This is a genomic window from Phreatobacter sp. AB_2022a, from assembly GCF_026847585.1.
Lineage (GTDB): Bacteria > Pseudomonadota > Alphaproteobacteria > Rhizobiales > Phreatobacteraceae > Phreatobacter.
Genome location: NZ_JAPSET010000032.1, coordinates 49,245 through 65,278, shown reverse-complemented (window position 1 = coordinate 65,278; position 16,034 = coordinate 49,245). Strand labels below are relative to the sequence as shown.

Here is a 16,034-nt window from a genome sequence, read left to right as displayed (position 1 = left end):
TCATGACCGACCGCATCCGCGACTTCCTGCGCAACCGACGTGACGACGGCCCGATCCTCGTGGTCGACCTTGAAGTGGTCGCCGAGAACTTTTCGAAGTTCGCCCGGTCGCTGCCGGACACGCGCGTGTTCTACGCGGTGAAGGCGAATCCGGCTCCCGAGATTCTCAACCTGCTCGCCGAGATGGGCTCGTGCTTCGATTGCGCGTCCGTCGTCGAGATCGAGCAGGCGCTGGCGACCGGCGCCGGCGCCGAGCGCATTTCCTTCGGCAATACCATCAAGAAGGAAAAGGACGTCGCGCGGGCCCTGGCCTACGGCGTGCGTCTGTTCGCGGTCGACTGCGAAGCCGAGGTCGAGAAGATCGCCCGCCAGGCCGCGGCGCTCGGCGCCCGCGACGTCAAGGTGTTCTGCCGCTTCCTGCAGGACTGCGACGGCGCCGAATGGCCGCTGTCGCGCAAGTTTGGCTGCGCCGCCGAGATGGCACCGCGCGTCCTGGAGACGGCGCACCGCCTGGGTCTCATCGCCTACGGCCTGTCGTTCCATGTCGGCTCGCAGCAGACCAATATGGGCGCCTGGGACCAGGCGCTGACCACCGCCTCGTCGATCTTCCGCACGCTCGCCGAGCGCGGCATCGAGCTGAAGATGGTCAATATGGGCGGCGGCTTCCCGGCCCGCTACCTGAAGGACGTGCCGGCGGCGGAAGCCTATGGCGCGTCGATCTTCGAGGCGCTGGTCCGGCATTTCGGCAACCGCATCCCGGAAACGATCATCGAGCCGGGCCGCGGCATGGTGGGCAATGCCGGCATCATCGAGACCGAGGTCGTGCTCATCTCGAAGAAGGCCGACAGCGACGCCGTGCGCTGGGTCTATCTCGACATCGGCAAGTTCCATGGCCTCGCCGAGACCATGGACGAGGCCATCCGCTACCCGATCCGCACCGATCGCGACGCGGACGAGAAGGCGCCCTGCGTGCTCGCCGGCCCGACCTGCGATTCGGTCGACGTCATGTACGAGAAGGTGCCCTACCTGATGCCCGTGTCGCTGGCGATCGGCGACAAGGTGCTGATCGAGGCGACCGGGGCCTATACCACGACCTATTCGACGGTCGGGTTCAACGGCTTCGCGCCGCTCGCCAGCGTCTGCATCTGACGCGGCCTCTCCCCGCCCGGTGAGCCGGGCGGGCGACATCCCATCCCAAGCGTCCCGACCGGCCGGCTCCCACCGGCACGAGGGCTGTCGTCTGTCTCCCGATCGAAGAGAAGGACTGCGGCCATGATTCATGACGTCGTCACTCCGGCCCATCCGGCCATCGCCATCGCCGACGAGCGCGCGAGCCATGCCGGCGCGCGCGACACACTGCTCGACCAGGCCTTCGGCCCGGAGCGTGTCCGCAAGACCTCCGAGCGTCTGCGCGAGGGCCGCCTGCCGGCCGAGGGCCTGGCGCTGGTGGCGCTCAGCGGCGAGCGCCTCGTCGGCACGATCCGGCTCTGGCCGGTGGCGCTCGGTCCCGGCCGGCCGGGGCTGCTGCTCGGCCCGGTCGCGGTGGATGCCGGGCTGCGCTCGGCCGGCATCGGCGGCCGGCTGATCGGCGAGGCGCTGGGCCGCGCCGCGACGCATGGCCACAAGGCGGTGATCCTGGTCGGAGACGAGCCCTATTACCGGCGTTTCGGCTTCTCGCGGGACGGCATGGACCGCCTCTGGCTGCCCGGCCCGGTCGATCGCGCCCGTTTCCTCGGCCTCGCCCTGGCGCCCGGCGCTCTCGACGGTGCCCACGGCCTTGTCAGCGCCACCGGCGCCGCCGCGCCGCGCTGGCAGGACCGGGACGGGTTGTTCCGCGCGCGTGCCGCGGCCTGATGCGACCTATGGTCACCGATCGTTTATCTGTGATCGGCATGCTCTCGACCAGAACGCGCGGGAGCGGTAGACTCCCGCGCAGCATCAGGAGCAGATCATGATCCGCAACGTCGCCGCCGGCCTTCTCGCAGCAGCCGCTGTCTTCGCCGTCGAGGCGGCGACCCACGACGCCGCCGCGCAGAGCCGCCGGCGCGCGGTGCCCGAGGTGCGGATCAGCCGGCCGAGCTGGCTGGTGACCCCGAAGGTCGAATTCCCGGGCAATCACATGTCGATGCGCCCGGACGTGCTCTACGCGCCCTATGCTGATGGCGTGAACCCGGTCGCCATGTCCACCAGCATGCGCGGCCCGGCCGGGCCGGACCGGTTCTGGGGCGCGCCCGGCTGGACCGTCCAGTGGCCGTGGCCGGCGTCCTGGTATGCCCGCGACTGACCTCGAACGCGCCGCCGAAGACAATCGGCCGGCCGGCGATCCGCCGGGCCGGCCTTTTTGCGTCCGAGGCTACCTGAGCGGGCCGCGATTGACGAAACGGGTGTCGAAGGCGCTGCGCCAGGCAAGCTCGGGCCGGGCGAGGCCTGTCCTGACCATCAGGTCGAAGAAGCGCTTCACCCGCGCCTCGGTCATGCAGCCGATGCCGAGCGCCGTGGTCTCCGCGGTCTCGACGATGCCGTGGTCGTGCAGCGCCGCCACGGCATAGCCGAGCTTGTCGTCGTCCATGTCGGGATTGTCGCGCCTGATCAGCGCCATCGCGGGCTGGTTGTCGCCGCTCATGAAGGTCTGCCAGCCGATGATCGAGGCTTCGACGAAACGCCGCGCCGTGTCCGGCCGCTCGGCCAGCATGGCCCGGCGGATCTCGATGGTCGTCGCATAGGGGTCGAAGCCGGCCTCGGCGAGCAGGAACACCTTCGGCGTGAAGCCGCCGGTGCGCGCGATGGCATGGGGCTCCGAGGTGACGTAGCCCTGCATGGCCGACTGCCGGTCGGCGAGGAAGGGCTGCGGGTTGAAGGTGTAGGGCTTCAGCTGGTCGTCGCGGAAGCCGTGTTCGGCCTTCAGCCATTGCCAGTAGGTGGCGACGCCGGCCTGCGAGACGAAGATGGTCGGCAGGCGCTTCAGGTCGGCAAAGGCCTCGATGCCCTGGCCGGGATGGGCGATCAGCACCTGCGGGTCCTTCTGGAACAGCGCGGTGACGACCACGGTCGGCACGTTCTGCTCGACCGCGGCGAAGGCCTGGATCAGGTTGCCGCCCATGTAGAAGTCGAGCTTGCCGGCGGCGAGCTTCAAGCGGTTGTTGACCTGCGGCCCGCCGGGCACGACCGTGACGTCGAGCCCGTGCCGGCGATAGGTGCCGTCGGCCACCGCCTGGTAGAAGCCGCCATGCTCGGCCTGCGCCGCCCAATTGGTGCCGAAGCTGACCTGTTCGAGGCCGCGGCCGAGCGCCGGGCTCAGCGGCATGGCGGCGGCAAGGCCGACGAGGCGGCGGCGGCTGATGGCCATGGCGGGAACTCCGGCGGATCGGCACGCCATACCGCCGGCGATCGCCGGGGACAAGGACGGCGTCATGCCTGATGCGCCGGCCGGCCGGGTGGCCCGGCGCTCGCAAAGCGTCCGCCGACCGGCTAAACGGAAGTCCGACACATTGCATGAGCGCGCCCGCGCGAGTCTTCCTGGAGACCGAGCCGAATGGACGATACTGACCGCCGCATCCTGAGCGTGCTGCAGAGCGATGCCTCGCTATCGATCGCCGAAATCGCCTCGCGCGCGGGCCTGTCGACCACGCCGGCCTGGAAACGCATCCAGAAGCTGGAGGCCGAGGGCATCATTCGCGGCCGGGTGGCGCTGCTCGATCCGAAAAAGCTCGGCCTCGGCCTCACCGTCTTCGTCTCCGTGGAAACGTCCGATCATTCGGAAGCCTGGCTCGCGCGCTTCGCCGAACTGGTTTCGGCCATGCCCGAGGTCATGGAATTCTACCGCATGGCCGGCGACGTCGACTACATGCTGCGCGTGGTGGTGGCCGACATGGACGCCTATGACGGCTTCTACAAGCGCCTGATCGCCCAGGCGCCGCTGAAGAACGTCACCTCGCGGTTCGCCATGGAACGCATCAAGCAGACGACCGCCCTGCCGCTCAACGTGCGCCCGGCCGGCGAGAAATAGTCGCCGGCCCGCGCCGAACCCGAGAGGACCATCATGCTGGACAAGCGCACGCCCGCGGCCATGCCGGCGCCCTTCGCCAAATATTCCCATTCGGTGATCGTGCCCGCGGGCACGCGCATGCTGTTCTGCTCCGGCCAGCTCGGCCTCGGCACCGACGGCGTGGTTCCCGACGATGTCGGCGACCAGGCCGATCTCTGCTTCAAGGCGATCGGCCTGATGCTCGCGGATGCCGGCATGGGCTTTGCCGATATCGTCCGGGTCAACGCCTTCGTCACCGACCGTGCCTTCATGGCCGGCTACATGGCCTCGCGCGACCGGCACATGCCGAGTCCGCCGCCGGCCTCCACCCTGATGATCGTCTCGGGGTTCACCCGGCCCGAATTCAAGGTCGAGATCGAGGTGATCGCCGCCAAGCGGGATTGACGCCATGCTGCCGCGCCGGCTCTGGGCCGAGATGACAACGGAGGAGTTCCGGGCCGGTGACACCGCGCGCTGGATCGCGGTGCTGCCGATCGCGGCGATCGAGCAGCACGGGCCGCATCTGCCGGTCGTCGTCGACACGGCCATTTCCGAGGGCAATGTGGCGGCGGTCATCGAACGCCTGCCGCCGCACCTGCCGGCGACCTTCCTGCCCACGGTCTGGATGGGCACGTCCAACGAGCATCTGAGCTTTCCCGGCACGATCACGCTGAGCGCGGAGACCCAGATCCGCATGCTCGCCGAGATCGGCGACAGCATCGCCCGGGCCGGGATCAAAAAGCTCGTCATCGCCAACGCCCATGGCGGCAATGTCGCGGCCATGGACATCGTCGCGCGCAGCTTGCGCGTCCGCCATGGCATGCTGGCGGTCCAGATGTCCTGGCATCGCCTCGGCGCGCCGGACGGCCTGTTCGATCCCGACGAGGTCAGGCACGGCATCCATGGCGGCGAGGTCGAAACCTCGCAGATGCTGCATCTGCGCCCCGACCTCGTGCAGATGGACAAGGCCGCCCATTTCGTCTCGGCGGCGGTGCGGATGGAGGCGGCCTATCGACACCTTCGGGCGACCGGCCCGGTCGGCTTCGGCTGGATGAGCGAGGACCTGTCGGCCGTCGGAGCGATTGGCAACGCGGCCGCGGCGAGCGCCGCGAAGGGCGAGCGCGCCACGGCCTTCACGGCGGAGGCGTTCATCGCGCTGCTCGACGACATCGACCGGTTTCCGATCGACAGGCTTGGTACGGGCCAGACGGTCTGAGGCCGTCAGCGCGGCTAATGGAACCAGTTCAGATATTGGCCGAGGAAGTTGCCGGGGGCGAGCAGGGCGGCCGCCCAGATGAAGGCCGAGACGACATTGGCGATCTGGAATTTCAGCTGCGGCATGTTGACGATGCCGGCGACCAGCGGCACCGACGCGCGCAAGGGGCCGGAGAAGCGGCCGATGAAGATCGCCCAGATGCCCCATTTCTCGAAAAAGGCATGGCCCTTGGGCAGCATGTCCGGATATTTCGACAGGGGCCAGATCTGGCCGATGCTGTCCTTGAAATAGCGGCCGAACCAGTAGGATATCCAGTCGCCGGCCGCCGCCCCCATCGCCGCGGCGATCAGGATCGGCCAGAACGGAATGCCGCCGGCGCCGACCAGCGGACCGAAGGCGACGATCATCGCCCAGGCCGGCACGATCAACGAGAGCACGGCCAGCGATTCGGCGAAGGTCAGCGCGAAGATGATGGCCGGCGCCCAGGCCTGATTGGCTTTGACGAAGTCGATGAGCGGTCCGATATAGCTCTGGGCGTCCATGGGGATCCTTGCGCGCGGGGCGCCGCGAACCAAGACGATCGCAGCATGGGGGTCAAGGTTTTTGGCGCGCGCCATGGTCGCAGAGCCCGGCTGACGGTTTGGTTCCAGGCCGGCGTCGCGGGTTGCGGCCCGGTCGGCCGATCCAGCGGGTTCGAATTTTTCCACTGTCCGCCTCCGGCGGATAGTGCGTTCTTGAATTTTGCCTCACTTGAGACTATGTTTTGTATCAGATGAGGCGGAACTTGCCGATGACGACCTTTGCCGACGTCGCCCGCGTGCTCGGGCTGCCGATCCCAAGCGGCCATTCGGCCTTCGGTTTGATCGCGTGGATCGAGGATGGCCTGCCGGTCAGGACGCTGGACCGGCTCGCCGGAAAGCTTGCCCCTGGTGATACGGCGTTCAAGTACCGGCTGGTGCCCAAGGCGACTTACGAGAGGCGCAAGGTCACCCATCGCCTGTCACTGGATGAGGGCGAGCGGCTGGCGCGGCTGGCGCAGGCCTGGACCATGGCGGTCGACGTGTGGCAGGACGAGGCTGAGGCGCGTGACTTCCTGTTCCGCCCGCATGCCATGCTCGAGGATCGACGGCCGGTCGATGTCGTGATTCAGAGCGAGATCGGCGCGGGACTGGTCCTGGATGTTCTCGGCAGATTGCGCTACGGCAGCGCCGCGTGACGGCGCAAGTTCTCGATCGGACGCTGACGGCCTTTCGCATTGGCGATCCGGCCGGCAGCTATCCCATCTTCGATGCAACCGGCTCGACGATCTATCCCGGCCGCTGGAATACGCCGGGCAGCCCGTTGATCTATGCGGCCGAGCATTTTTCCACGGCGCTTCTGGAAAAGCTCGTTCATGGCAGCGGGCGGCTGCCGCCCAATCAGCACTATGTCGGTATTACGATTCCGAAGGGCGTGACCTACGAGGTGTTTTCCGAAGCGGCTTTGCCGGGATGGGACGGCATGCCTCCCGACATCAGCAAGGTGTTCGGCGAGCGATGGTGCCTGGAGCGGCGCAGCGCCATTCTGTTGGTTCCGAGCGTGGTGGCGCGGCTCGATCGCAACGTGCTGATCAATCCGGCGCATCCTGATTTCGGCGGAATCGAAGTCAGCCTGCACCATCCGGTCTATTGGGACCGGCGGTTGTTCGGCGGCCTCTAGACATGCTCGAGCCATTCCGGAGCGGAGCGGGCGTCGGCCTATGCACGGCCAGCGGCGATACCGAAGGTCGATGCATTTGCGTGTATTCGTCGTCTCGCCTATCGGAAAAGTGTTGCCCGCCTGATATCGGAGACGGGCATTGCCGCGTTCGGCAGACAGCAGCGGAGTGAGGCCAATGGATATCGAGGCTCTACGGGCTCTTGCCGGACAGGTGCTGGCCGACGCCACGATCGCCGAGCTGCCGAACCATTATCGCGGCAAGGTGCGCGACAATTACGACCTCGCCGACGGCAGCCGCATCATCATCGCGAGCGACCGGATCAGCGCCTTCGACCGCATCCTCGCCGCCATCCCGTTCAAGGGCGAGGTGCTGACCCAGACCGCGCGCTACTGGTTCGAGCAGACCGCCGACATCTGTCCGAACCATGTCATCGCCTATCCCGATCCGAATGTCGTGATCGGCCGCCGGCTCGACATCCTGCCGGTCGAGATCGTGGTGCGCGACTATCTCGCCGGCACCACCGCGACCTCGGTTCTGACGCTCTATCAGGCCGGCCAGCGGGAGATGTACGGGGTCAGGCTGCCCGACGGACTGAAGCCCAACCAGCGCCTGCCGCAGCCGATCATCACGCCGACGTCCAAGGCCTTCGACGGCGGCCACGACGAGCCGCTGACGCCCGACATGATCCTGGACCAGGGGCTGCTGACGGCGAACCAGTGGCGCACCCTGTCCGACTACGCCTTCGCCCTGTTCGCGCGCGGCCAGAAGCTGGCCGCCGAGCGGGGTCTCATCCTGGTCGATACGAAATATGAGTTCGGCACGGCGCCGGACGGCAGCATCGTGCTGGCCGACGAGATCCACACACCCGATTCCAGCCGCTACTGGCGCGCGGCGAGCTATGCGGAACGGTTCGCGCGCGGCGACAGGCCCGAAAGCTTCGACAAGGATTTCGTGCGCAACTGGGTCGTCGCGCGCTGCGACCCCTACAAGGATCCGATCCCCGAGATCCCGGCGGACGTGATCCTGGCGACGGCCGCGGTCTATGTCGAAGCCTTCGAGACCATTACCGGCCAGACTTTTGTGCCGAAGGCCGTGGACGGCACGGTGCTCGACCGGATCAGGCGCAATTTGGGGATTGGCGCGTAGCGAGTGGCGCGTAAGGCGCCATTCGCCATTCGCCTTCAGCTCTCCAGGACCTGCTTGGAGGCAACCGTCGTATCGGCGTTCAACCGGTAGACGAGCGGCACGCCGGTCTTCAGCTCCATGGTCGGGATGGTTTCTGCGTCGAGCCCGTCGAGCACCATGACGAGGGCCCGGAGCGAATTGCCGTGGGCGGCGACCAGCACGCGCTCGCCACGCATGACCCGCGGCAGGATCTCGCCGACATAATAGGGCAGCACGCGCGCCACCGTGTCCTTCAGGCTTTCGCCGCCCGGCGGCGGCACGTCATAGGACCGGCGCCAGACATGCACCTGCTCGTCGCCATATTTGGCGGCGGTCTCGGCCTTGTTGAGGCCGGAGAGGTCGCCGTAGTCGCGCTCGTTGAGGCGCCAGTCCTTGATGGTCGCAAGGTCCGGCTGGCCGATCTCGCCGAGGATCAGCTCGCACGTTTTCTGTGCGCGGCTCAACGCGGAGGTGAAGGCGATGTCGAAGCCGATGTCGAGCGCCTTCAGCTGGCGGCCGGCGCGGCGCGCCTCCTCGACCCCCTTGGGCGTCAGGCCGGGGTCCTTCCAGCCGGTGAAGAGATTCTTCAGATTCCACTCGCTCTCGCCGTGGCGGGTCAGCACGAGAAGGCGTTCTGTCATCAGGTTCAGATCCTAGCGTTTCGGAGATCGGAAATGCCGAACAGGCCGGTCGGGGGTGTTCAGATGTCGGAAAGGCCGAGCACATCGGCCATGGAATAGAGCCCGGCCGGTCGGCCGCGGGCCCAGAGCGCGGCCTTGATCGCGCCGCGGCCGAAGAGCGCCCGGTCCTCGGCAATGTGGTTGAGGCTGATGCGCTCGGTCGGGCCGGCGAAAGTGACGGTGTGCTCGCCGATCACCGTGCCGCCGCGCAGGGCGGCAAAACCGATGGCGCCGCGCCGCCGGGCGCCGGTCTGGCCGTCGCGGCCGCGTTCGGAATGCTCGGCAAGGCCGATGCCCCGGCCGGCGGCGGCGGCCTCGCCGAGCAGCAGCGCGGTGCCCGATGGCGCGTCGATCTTGCGGTTGTGGTGCATCTCGACGACCTCGATGTCGAAGTCTTCATCGAGCGCCTGGGCGGCGCGCTTGACCAGCGCCGCGAGGAGGTTGACGCCGAGCGAGAAATTGCCGGACTTCACGATGGTGGCGGTGCCGGCCGACGAGGCGATGGCATCGTTCTCGGCGGCGCTGAAGCCGGTGGTGCCTACGATATGCACCTTGCGCAGGCTGGCGGCGAGGCCGGCGAGATCCACCGAGACGGCGGGAATGGTGAAGTCGATGATGCCGTCGGCGCCGGCGAGCGCGGCGCCGGCATCGGAGCTGATCTGCACCAGCGCGCGGCCGGTGCCGGCCAGCAGGCCCGCATCCTCGCCGATCGCCACGTGGCCGGCGGGCTCGATCGCGCCCGCCAGTTTCACGCCCGGCATTTCCTGGATCAGGCGGACCAGCACGCGGCCCATATGGCCGGCGGCTCCGGCGACGACCAGGCGCATTTCGGACATGGCTTCCTCATTGGCGCGGCAAATGGTTCGACGCGCGATCTAGCCCGATTTCGCGCGGTGGTCCATGGCTTGGGTCCATGGCTTGGGTCCATGGCTTGGGTCCATGGCTTGGGTCCATGGCTTGGGTCCATGGCTTGGGTCCATGGCTTGGGTCCATGGCGCTGGTCCATGCCCGCGGCCCGGCGCGCCGAACGGGCCCGGGCCGCGGCGCGACGGTCAGCCGCGCGCATCGTAGGCGAGCACGGCCTCGAGCAGCACCTGGGCGCCGTGGCCGCAATCGGCGAGCGTCGCGCTCTCGGCCTCGTTGTGCGACAGGCCCTCCTTGCAGGGCACGAAGATCATCGAGGTCGGGCAGGCGCGGGCGACGTACATGGCGTCGTGGCCGGCGCCGGACGTGATCTCGCGCGCCTTCAGGCCGAGTTTCTCGGTCGCGCCGCGCACCATGGCGATGCAGGTCTTGTCGAAGGGGGTGGCGGGCGAGTCCTGCAGCGGCTGGATGTCGTAGGCACCGTGATGGCGCGCCGCCGCCTCGGCAACCGCGATCTTGGCCTTGGTGACCATCACGGCAAGCTCGTCGTCGCTCGGATGGCGCATGTCGAGCGTGAAGCGGATCTCGCCCGGGATGATGTTGGGAGAGCCGGGATGGGCCGAGACGATGCCGATGGTGGCAAGGCCGTTCGGAGCATGGTCGAGCGCGACCTGACGGATGGCGCTCGCGGCCTCCGCGAAGGCGGCGAGGGCATCGCGCCGATAGGGCATGGGCGTGGTGCCGGCATGACTTTCGCGCGCGGTGATCGTGATGTTGAACCACTTGATCGCCTGGATGCCGGTGACGATGCCGATGGTCTTGGCCTCTTCCTCCAGGATCGGGCCCTGCTCGATATGCAGCTCGAAATAGGCCTGGAAGCCGAGCGCGCCGGGCTTCTCCTTGCCGCGGTAGCCGATCGCCTCCAGGGCATCGCCCTGGGTGATGCCGTCGGCATCCTTGAAGGCGTCCATCTCGGCCTGGCTGTAGGCGCCGGCATAGACCGCCGAGCCGACCATGGACGGCGAGAAGCGTGCGCCTTCCTCGTTGGTCCAGTTGACCAGCGCCAGGGGCGACTGGGTCTCGAAGCCGGCATGGTGCAGCGTCTTCAGCACTTCGAGGCCGCCGAGCACCCCAAGCACGCCGTCGAACTTGCCTCCGGTCGGCTGGGTGTCGAGATGGCTGCCCATGGCGATCGGCTTGCGGCTGTTGTCCTTGCCCGGGCGGATCGCCACCATGTTGCCGGCCGTATCGACGTGCACGGTGCAGCCGAGCGCTTCGCATTCGGCCTTGAACCAGTCGCGCACGCGCCGGTCCTCGTCCGACAGGGTCAGGCGGCGGATGCCGCCTTTCGCGGTGCCGCCGATGGCAGCGGTTTCCATCAGCATGTCCCAGAGCCGCTGGCTGTCGATGGTGAGGTTGCCGCTGGTGGGGGTGCTCATGGTCTCTCCGGTCATGCCTTCGGCTTTTTCGAGAAGGCGCGACCATTCCACCGCGTCCGTCGTCAGGCAAGAGGCGGGATGCGCATGCGGCCATGCCAATTCAAGGGACGGACGCCGGAAAGCAGGCGCAACGTTTCGTTAACCGTCGGCTCGCCTTATCTTGGCCGCCTTCGCCGCCTTTGAGTGGGGGCGTCCTGATCCGGAGATGCCTGCCGTGCCGCGCCTGACGCTGCCCCTCGTGATCGGCGCCTTCGCGGCGAGCCTTGCGGCCGCGCCGGCCGCGGCCCATCCGCATGTGCAGGTCAGAACCGAGACGCACATGATGTTCGACGCCGACGGCCAGGCGGTCGCCATGGAGCAGATCTGGACGTTCGACGAAATGTACAGCGCCTTCGCCATCCAGAACCTCGACACCAACCGGGACGGCGTCTATTCGCGCGAGGAACTGGCCGAGCTGACGCGGATCAACGTCGAAAATCTCGGCGAGCAGAAATATTTCACGGTGATGCGCCACGACCGGCGCTTCGTCTCCTTCGGGCCGGCACGCGATGCTTGGTCGGAGGTCAAGGACGGCCGCCTGATCCTGCATTTCACCGTGCCGGTGGCGACCCCGTTCAAGCCGGGCGGCAAGCCGCTGTCGGTCGAGGTCTACGATCCCGAATATTTCGTCGCCTTCGAGCCGGCCGACGGCGAACCGATGCGCCTCGTCGCGGCGCCGCAGGGCTGCAAGCTCGACTATGCGCCGCCGCGCAATGCGAGCGCCGCGGCGAACCTCTCGGAAAGCTTCTTCCAGTCGCTGAATGCCGGTTCGAATTTCGGCCAGCAGTTTGCCGGCCGCTTCACGGTGAACTGCCCGTGACGCCATCGCATCGGCATGGCCGGGCGCTCGTCCTCGGCATGATGGCGCTGGCCGGGGCGGCCGTGCTGCTGCCCCTGCTGGCCGATCCGCTTCTGGCCCAGGCGCCGCCCTCGGCCTTCGGCGGCGCGGCCCGCACATCGGCGCCGTCGGGCATCATCGGCATGATCATCGAGCAGCAGGCGCGGTTCTATCGCCAGCTCGCCGGCGCGGTGCGCGCCATCCGTGCCGGCGACCAGGGCGCGCTGATGACCCTTGTCGGGCTCTCCTTTCTCTACGGCGTGTTCCACGCCGCCGGGCCGGGACACGGCAAGGCGGTGATCTCCTCCTACATCGTCGCGACCGGCGAGACCGTCCGGCGCGGCATCGCGCTGGCGGCCCTGTCCTCGCTTGTCCAGGCCGTCACCGCGATCGCGCTCGTCGGCGTGCTCGCGCTCGTGCTGGGCACCACGGCGCGCACCATGGGACGCGTCGTCGACTGGATCGAGATCGTCGCCTACGGCCTGATCGTGCTGATCGGCCTGCGCCTGCTCTTCAACAAGGGCCGCGCCTTCGCCGCGCGCTTCGCCGCCTGGCGCACCGGCCGGCCGGTGGCCGGCATGAGCTGCGATGACAATTGCGTGCACCTGCCTGCGGCCGAGCAGGTGGCGCGGGTCGGCTCCTGGCGGGAGACCATGGCGATCGTGCTGGGCGTCGGCCTGCGGCCCTGTTCGGGCGCCGTGCTGGTGCTGGTCTTCGCCATGGCCCAGGGGATCGTCCCCGCCGGAATCGTCTCGGCCTTCGCCATGGCGGTCGGCACGGCGATCACGGTCGCGGCCATCGCCATGCTCGCATCCGGCGCCAAGGGGCTCGCCGTCCGGCTCGCCGGCGCGCGCACGGGATTGTCGACCCTCGCGCTCAGCGCCGCGGAGGTGGCGGCGGCGGTCGTCGTCGTGCTGTTCGGCCTCGGCCTTCTGACCGGCTATCTCGTGATGGAACGGACCATGCCGTTCTAGGTGTTTAGTCCCACGGTGTGATGGCGTATCGTTATCGTCATCAGAGAGGGACGCGCTATGGGCCAGGTTCTTCACGGGAGCGCCACGACCACGCACGCCGTTCGAACGGAGCTACAGCGATCGCAAGCTTCGGCCGCGGAGCTCGCGCGGCGCTTCGGGATCAACGAGAAGACCGTAAGGAAGTGGCGGTCCCGGCAGACGGTCGAAGATGAGCCGATGGGTCCGAAGGAAAGCCACAGTTCCGTTCTCTCTGCCATCGAGGAGGCCGCGATCGTCGCTCTGCGTGTGCAGGCCCGCCTGCCGCTGGACGACGTCTTCGTCGCGCTGAAGGACGTCATCCCGCATCTGACGCGCTCGTCGCTGCATCGCTGCCTTCAGCGTCACGGAATCTCTCGCCTGCCGAAGGCCGATCGCGAAAAACCGAAGCGGTTCAAGGCCTACGAGATCGGCTACTTCCACATCGACATCGCCGAGCTGCGCTATGAAGGCGGCAAGGCCTGTCTGTTCGTGGCCGTGGACCGGACCTCCAAATTGGTCTTCGCCAGGATCTACCGGAAGGCGACAAAGCTCGTGGCGGCGGGCTTCCTCAAGGCGCTGGTCAGGGCCGTTCCCTACAAGGTCCACACGGTGCTGACGGATAACGGCGTTCAGTTCGTCCAGCACGACAAGAGGGCCGAGGGCGGCTTCCTCGCTCACGTCTTCGGAAGAGCCTGCGCCGAGAACAGCATCGCGCACAGGCTCACCAAGCCCTATCATCCGTGGACCAACGGCCAGGCGGAACGAATGGTCCGAACCATCAAGGACGCCACCGTCCGCACCTTCCACTACGCCTCGATCAACGACCTGAGGCGCCACGTCCGGGACTGGCTGCTGGCCTACAATTACGCCAAGCAGCTCAAGGCGCTGCGGTTCAGGACCCCGCTTGAGGCCATCAAGCAAATCAGCACCGAAAAGCCAGAGCTGTTCAGCCGTCGGCCAGGCCATGACATGCTGGGACTAAACACCTAGGCGTCCGGACGCTCGGGAACGGTTATTGCCGGATCGACGGGACCGGTGTCGCAGGTCCGCTCGACGCCGGGACGCGGGCCGGCCGTGAGGATGGTCGGACGGGAAAGCTCCGACCGGGCCGGAGCTTCCTTCGGGGCTGGTGCTCAGCGGCCGCCGGCCGCCTTGCGGTCGCGCCGCCGGTCGGCGACCGGCTGGTAGGCGATGCGGCAGTGATAGGCGCAGTAGGGCAGGCCGGTATTGGAGCGGGCGCCGCAATAGCGGAAATCGTCCTTGCCGGGATCGCCGATCGGCCAACGGCAGGAATGCTCCTTCAGCTCCATGATGGTGCAGCGCTCGCCCATCGGCACGACATTGTCGATTTCCGGCAGGGGCGTCAGGTCGATTTCGGGGGCGACGATCGGCACCGCGCGCGGCTTCAGCGCAAGATTGCCGCGGGCCGCCGGCATGGACGGGCGCGGCGGCGCCGAAGGGGCCGCCCGCGGCGGTTTGCGCGGACGCGGCGTCGAGGACGAGGGCGCCTTGGCCCGGCCGGACAGGCCGAGACGATGGACTTTGCCGATCACGGCGTTGCGGGTGACCGATCCGAGCTCTGCGGCAATCTGGCTGGCGCTCAGACCGTCGTTCCAGAGCTTCTTCAAGAGCTCGACCCGTTCGTCGGTCCACTGCAGTTGCTGCATCTGGTCGTCTCCTCCAAGGGGTGAGCCTCCTGCCAGAGGCCGAATCCCTCCGCCTTCGGCAGCTTCGGAAAAGCTGCCGCCGGAACGCTACAGGTGAGGAATTCAGGTCCGCCGCACGAGATGTCGTATGCCGACGGCCGGACATTACGCTACTCGTTGAATCTCACGCAAGAGTCCCGGGAATCAGCCCGTTGTTTTCCCCAAAAGCTTCGCCGGGACCGGAAAATCATCCACAAGGCGCCGGCGGCGTCCGAAGAAGTGGGAGTCATAACAACATCTTGACTCCATCACGGGCCGGGACCGAGATCGAGGTCGGTGGCCGCCACGGCATGCGAAACCTTCGGCGATCCGCATTCATCGCTGCCAAGTGTTGCAAAAATGTCGGTGCCGGAATGGTCGAAAACACTGCGATCGACGTCGAGACGACCGGGGCAGGCGGGGCGCCGCTGCGGGGCACGCTCGTGCTGCCGCCCGCCCGCCCGGCGCCGGCGGTCCTGCTGGTTCAGGGCAGCGGCCCGACCGATCGTGACGGCAATCAGCCGCCCGCGCTCATCACCGACCTGCTGCGCCAGCTTGCCGAGACGCTGGCCGGCTTCGGCATCGCAAGCCTGCGCTACGACAAGCGCGGCATGCACGCCAATACGGCGAGCCTGCCGGCCGAGGAGGCCGCGCGCCGCGACTTCGTCCGTTTCGAGCATTTCGTCGACGATGCCGCCGCCATGCTGGCGCAGCTCAGGGCCCGGCCGGAGGTCGACGCGACGCGGGTCGGTCTCTTCGGCCACAGCGAGGGTGGATTGATCGGCCTGGTCCTGGCGGCCCGCGGCGGGGCGGGCGCGCCGGCGACGCTGGTTCTGGCGGCGACGCCGGGCCGGCCGCTCGCCGCCGTGCTGCGCGACCAGCTGGAGCGGCTCGGCCGGGCGCAGGGCGCAGGGGATGCTGCGCTCTTGCCACTGCTGGACGAAAACGACCGCATTCTCGCGCATGTCGAGACGACCGGCGATTATCCGCCGGTCATTTCCCCTGGTCTCAGGGCGCTCTACCAACCCTATCTCAGGGCCTTTCTGCGCAGCCTGGCCGGGTTGCGCCCGGTCGATCTCGCCGCCCGGGTGGAGGTGCCGGTGCTGGTGATCAACGGGACGGCCGATCTGCAGGTCTCGCCCGACCGCGATGCCCTGGCGCTGGGCATGGCGCTGGCGAGCCGCAGGCTCGGGCCCAATGTCTATTCGGTCAGCCTTCTCAACGCTGTCGGCCATAACCTGAAGACCGTGGCGGGACCGGGTGATCCAGGGTTCGGCGGGCCGGTGGCCGAGACCGTCACGCGGGCGTTGCACGGCTGGTTTAGCGAGCTCGGCTGGATCTCGGCGTGACCGGCCGCGGCCGGCAGGCGAGGCGGGCGGCGGGTGCCGGGGCCAT

19 protein-coding genes are annotated in these 16,034 nt (G+C 68.0%); 13 read left to right on the top strand and 6 right to left on the bottom strand.

Annotated elements, in window-relative coordinates:
• The first annotated feature begins 2 nt into the window (after positions 1–2).
• The 3 genes from OZ671_RS21530 to OZ671_RS21520 all read left to right on the top strand — a co-directional run bounded on the left by OZ671_RS21530 (position 3) and on the right by OZ671_RS21520 (position 2,283).
• On the top strand, positions 3–1,148 hold the full coding sequence (locus OZ671_RS21530; RefSeq protein ID WP_268862619.1) for a type III PLP-dependent enzyme: 1,146 nt from the start codon (positions 3–5) through the stop codon (positions 1,146–1,148).
• Positions 1,149–1,271: 123 nt separating this feature from the next.
• Entirely contained in the window at positions 1,272–1,853 is a 582-nt protein-coding gene (locus OZ671_RS21525) for a GNAT family N-acetyltransferase (RefSeq protein ID WP_268862618.1), read from the top strand.
• A 97-nt stretch (positions 1,854–1,950) separates the two neighbouring features.
• Positions 1,951–2,283, top strand: a complete 333-nt coding sequence (locus OZ671_RS21520) for a hypothetical protein (RefSeq protein ID WP_268862617.1) — start codon at positions 1,951–1,953, stop codon at positions 2,281–2,283.
• Between the two features lie 69 nt (positions 2,284–2,352).
• On the opposite strand, the gene OZ671_RS21515 is transcribed toward OZ671_RS21520, so the two are convergent.
• Entirely contained in the window at positions 2,353–3,345 is a 993-nt protein-coding gene (locus OZ671_RS21515) for an ABC transporter substrate-binding protein (protein WP_268862616.1), read from the bottom strand.
• A gap of 186 nt (positions 3,346–3,531) precedes the next feature.
• On the opposite strand from OZ671_RS21515, the gene OZ671_RS21510 reads away from it, so the two are divergent.
• The 3 genes from OZ671_RS21510 to OZ671_RS21500 are packed head-to-tail and all read left to right on the top strand — an operon-like array spanning position 3,532 to position 5,239.
• A complete protein-coding gene (locus OZ671_RS21510) occupies positions 3,532–4,005 on the top strand; it encodes an Lrp/AsnC family transcriptional regulator (RefSeq protein ID WP_038301285.1) in 474 nt (157 codons plus the stop codon).
• 33 nt (positions 4,006–4,038) lie between these two features.
• A complete protein-coding gene (locus OZ671_RS21505) occupies positions 4,039–4,428 on the top strand; it encodes a RidA family protein (protein WP_268862615.1) in 390 nt (129 codons plus the stop codon).
• 4 nt (positions 4,429–4,432) lie between these two features.
• Positions 4,433–5,239, top strand: coding sequence for a creatininase family protein (locus OZ671_RS21500; RefSeq protein ID WP_268862614.1), 807 nt, complete (start codon positions 4,433–4,435; stop codon positions 5,237–5,239).
• Positions 5,240–5,253: 14 nt separating this feature from the next.
• Here OZ671_RS21500 and OZ671_RS21495 read toward each other — a convergent pair whose 3' ends face one another.
• A complete protein-coding gene (locus OZ671_RS21495; protein WP_268862613.1) occupies positions 5,254–5,781 on the bottom strand; it encodes a DedA family protein in 528 nt (175 codons plus the stop codon).
• Positions 5,782–6,029: 248 nt separating this feature from the next.
• Here OZ671_RS21495 and OZ671_RS21490 point away from each other — a divergent pair, with 248 nt between their 5' ends.
• The 3 genes from OZ671_RS21490 to OZ671_RS21480 all read left to right on the top strand — a co-directional run bounded on the left by OZ671_RS21490 (position 6,030) and on the right by OZ671_RS21480 (position 8,084).
• Entirely contained in the window at positions 6,030–6,455 is a 426-nt protein-coding gene (locus OZ671_RS21490; RefSeq protein ID WP_268862612.1) for an antitoxin Xre/MbcA/ParS toxin-binding domain-containing protein, read from the top strand.
• A complete protein-coding gene (locus OZ671_RS21485; protein WP_268862611.1) occupies positions 6,452–6,937 on the top strand; it encodes an RES family NAD+ phosphorylase in 486 nt (161 codons plus the stop codon). The genes OZ671_RS21490 and OZ671_RS21485 overlap by 4 nt, the downstream gene beginning before the upstream one ends.
• A 175-nt stretch (positions 6,938–7,112) precedes the next feature.
• Positions 7,113–8,084, top strand: a complete 972-nt coding sequence (locus OZ671_RS21480) for a phosphoribosylaminoimidazolesuccinocarboxamide synthase (protein ID WP_268862610.1) — start codon at positions 7,113–7,115, stop codon at positions 8,082–8,084.
• A 35-nt stretch (positions 8,085–8,119) separates the two neighbouring features.
• Here the strand turns inward: OZ671_RS21480 and OZ671_RS21475 are convergent, their stop codons facing one another.
• From OZ671_RS21475 to OZ671_RS21465, 3 genes are all read right to left on the bottom strand, one after another.
• Positions 8,120–8,743, bottom strand: coding sequence for a 2,3-bisphosphoglycerate-dependent phosphoglycerate mutase (locus tag OZ671_RS21475; protein WP_038301291.1), 624 nt, complete (start codon positions 8,741–8,743; stop codon positions 8,120–8,122).
• Positions 8,744–8,802: 59 nt separating this feature from the next.
• A complete protein-coding gene (gene dapB, locus OZ671_RS21470) occupies positions 8,803–9,618 on the bottom strand; it encodes a 4-hydroxy-tetrahydrodipicolinate reductase (RefSeq protein ID WP_268862609.1) in 816 nt (271 codons plus the stop codon).
• 216 nt (positions 9,619–9,834) lie between these two features.
• Positions 9,835–11,085, bottom strand: a complete 1,251-nt coding sequence (locus tag OZ671_RS21465; protein WP_268862608.1) for a M20 family metallo-hydrolase — start codon at positions 11,083–11,085, stop codon at positions 9,835–9,837.
• Positions 11,086–11,299: 214 nt separating this feature from the next.
• On the opposite strand from OZ671_RS21465, the gene OZ671_RS21460 reads away from it, so the two are divergent.
• The 3 genes from OZ671_RS21460 to OZ671_RS21450 are packed head-to-tail and all read left to right on the top strand — an operon-like array spanning position 11,300 to position 13,944.
• Positions 11,300–11,944, top strand: coding sequence for a DUF1007 family protein (locus OZ671_RS21460; protein WP_268862607.1), 645 nt, complete (start codon positions 11,300–11,302; stop codon positions 11,942–11,944).
• Positions 11,941–12,936 (top strand): nickel/cobalt transporter, encoded by a 996-nt coding sequence (locus tag OZ671_RS21455; RefSeq protein WP_268862606.1) that lies wholly within the window; start codon positions 11,941–11,943, stop codon positions 12,934–12,936. The genes OZ671_RS21460 and OZ671_RS21455 overlap by 4 nt, the downstream gene beginning before the upstream one ends.
• Positions 12,937–12,993: 57 nt before the next feature.
• Positions 12,994–13,944 (top strand): IS481 family transposase, encoded by a 951-nt coding sequence (locus OZ671_RS21450; RefSeq protein WP_268862605.1) that lies wholly within the window; start codon positions 12,994–12,996, stop codon positions 13,942–13,944.
• Positions 13,945–14,087: 143 nt separating this feature from the next.
• Here OZ671_RS21450 and OZ671_RS21445 read toward each other — a convergent pair whose 3' ends face one another.
• Positions 14,088–14,621: a GcrA family cell cycle regulator gene (locus OZ671_RS21445; RefSeq protein ID WP_038301297.1), complete on the bottom strand. Its 534-nt coding sequence runs from the start codon at positions 14,619–14,621 to the stop codon at positions 14,088–14,090.
• Positions 14,622–15,013: 392 nt separating this feature from the next.
• Here OZ671_RS21445 and OZ671_RS21440 point away from each other — a divergent pair, with 392 nt between their 5' ends.
• Positions 15,014–15,988, top strand: a complete 975-nt coding sequence (locus tag OZ671_RS21440) for an alpha/beta hydrolase (protein ID WP_268862604.1) — start codon at positions 15,014–15,016, stop codon at positions 15,986–15,988.
• Positions 15,989–16,034 lie beyond the last annotated feature (46 nt).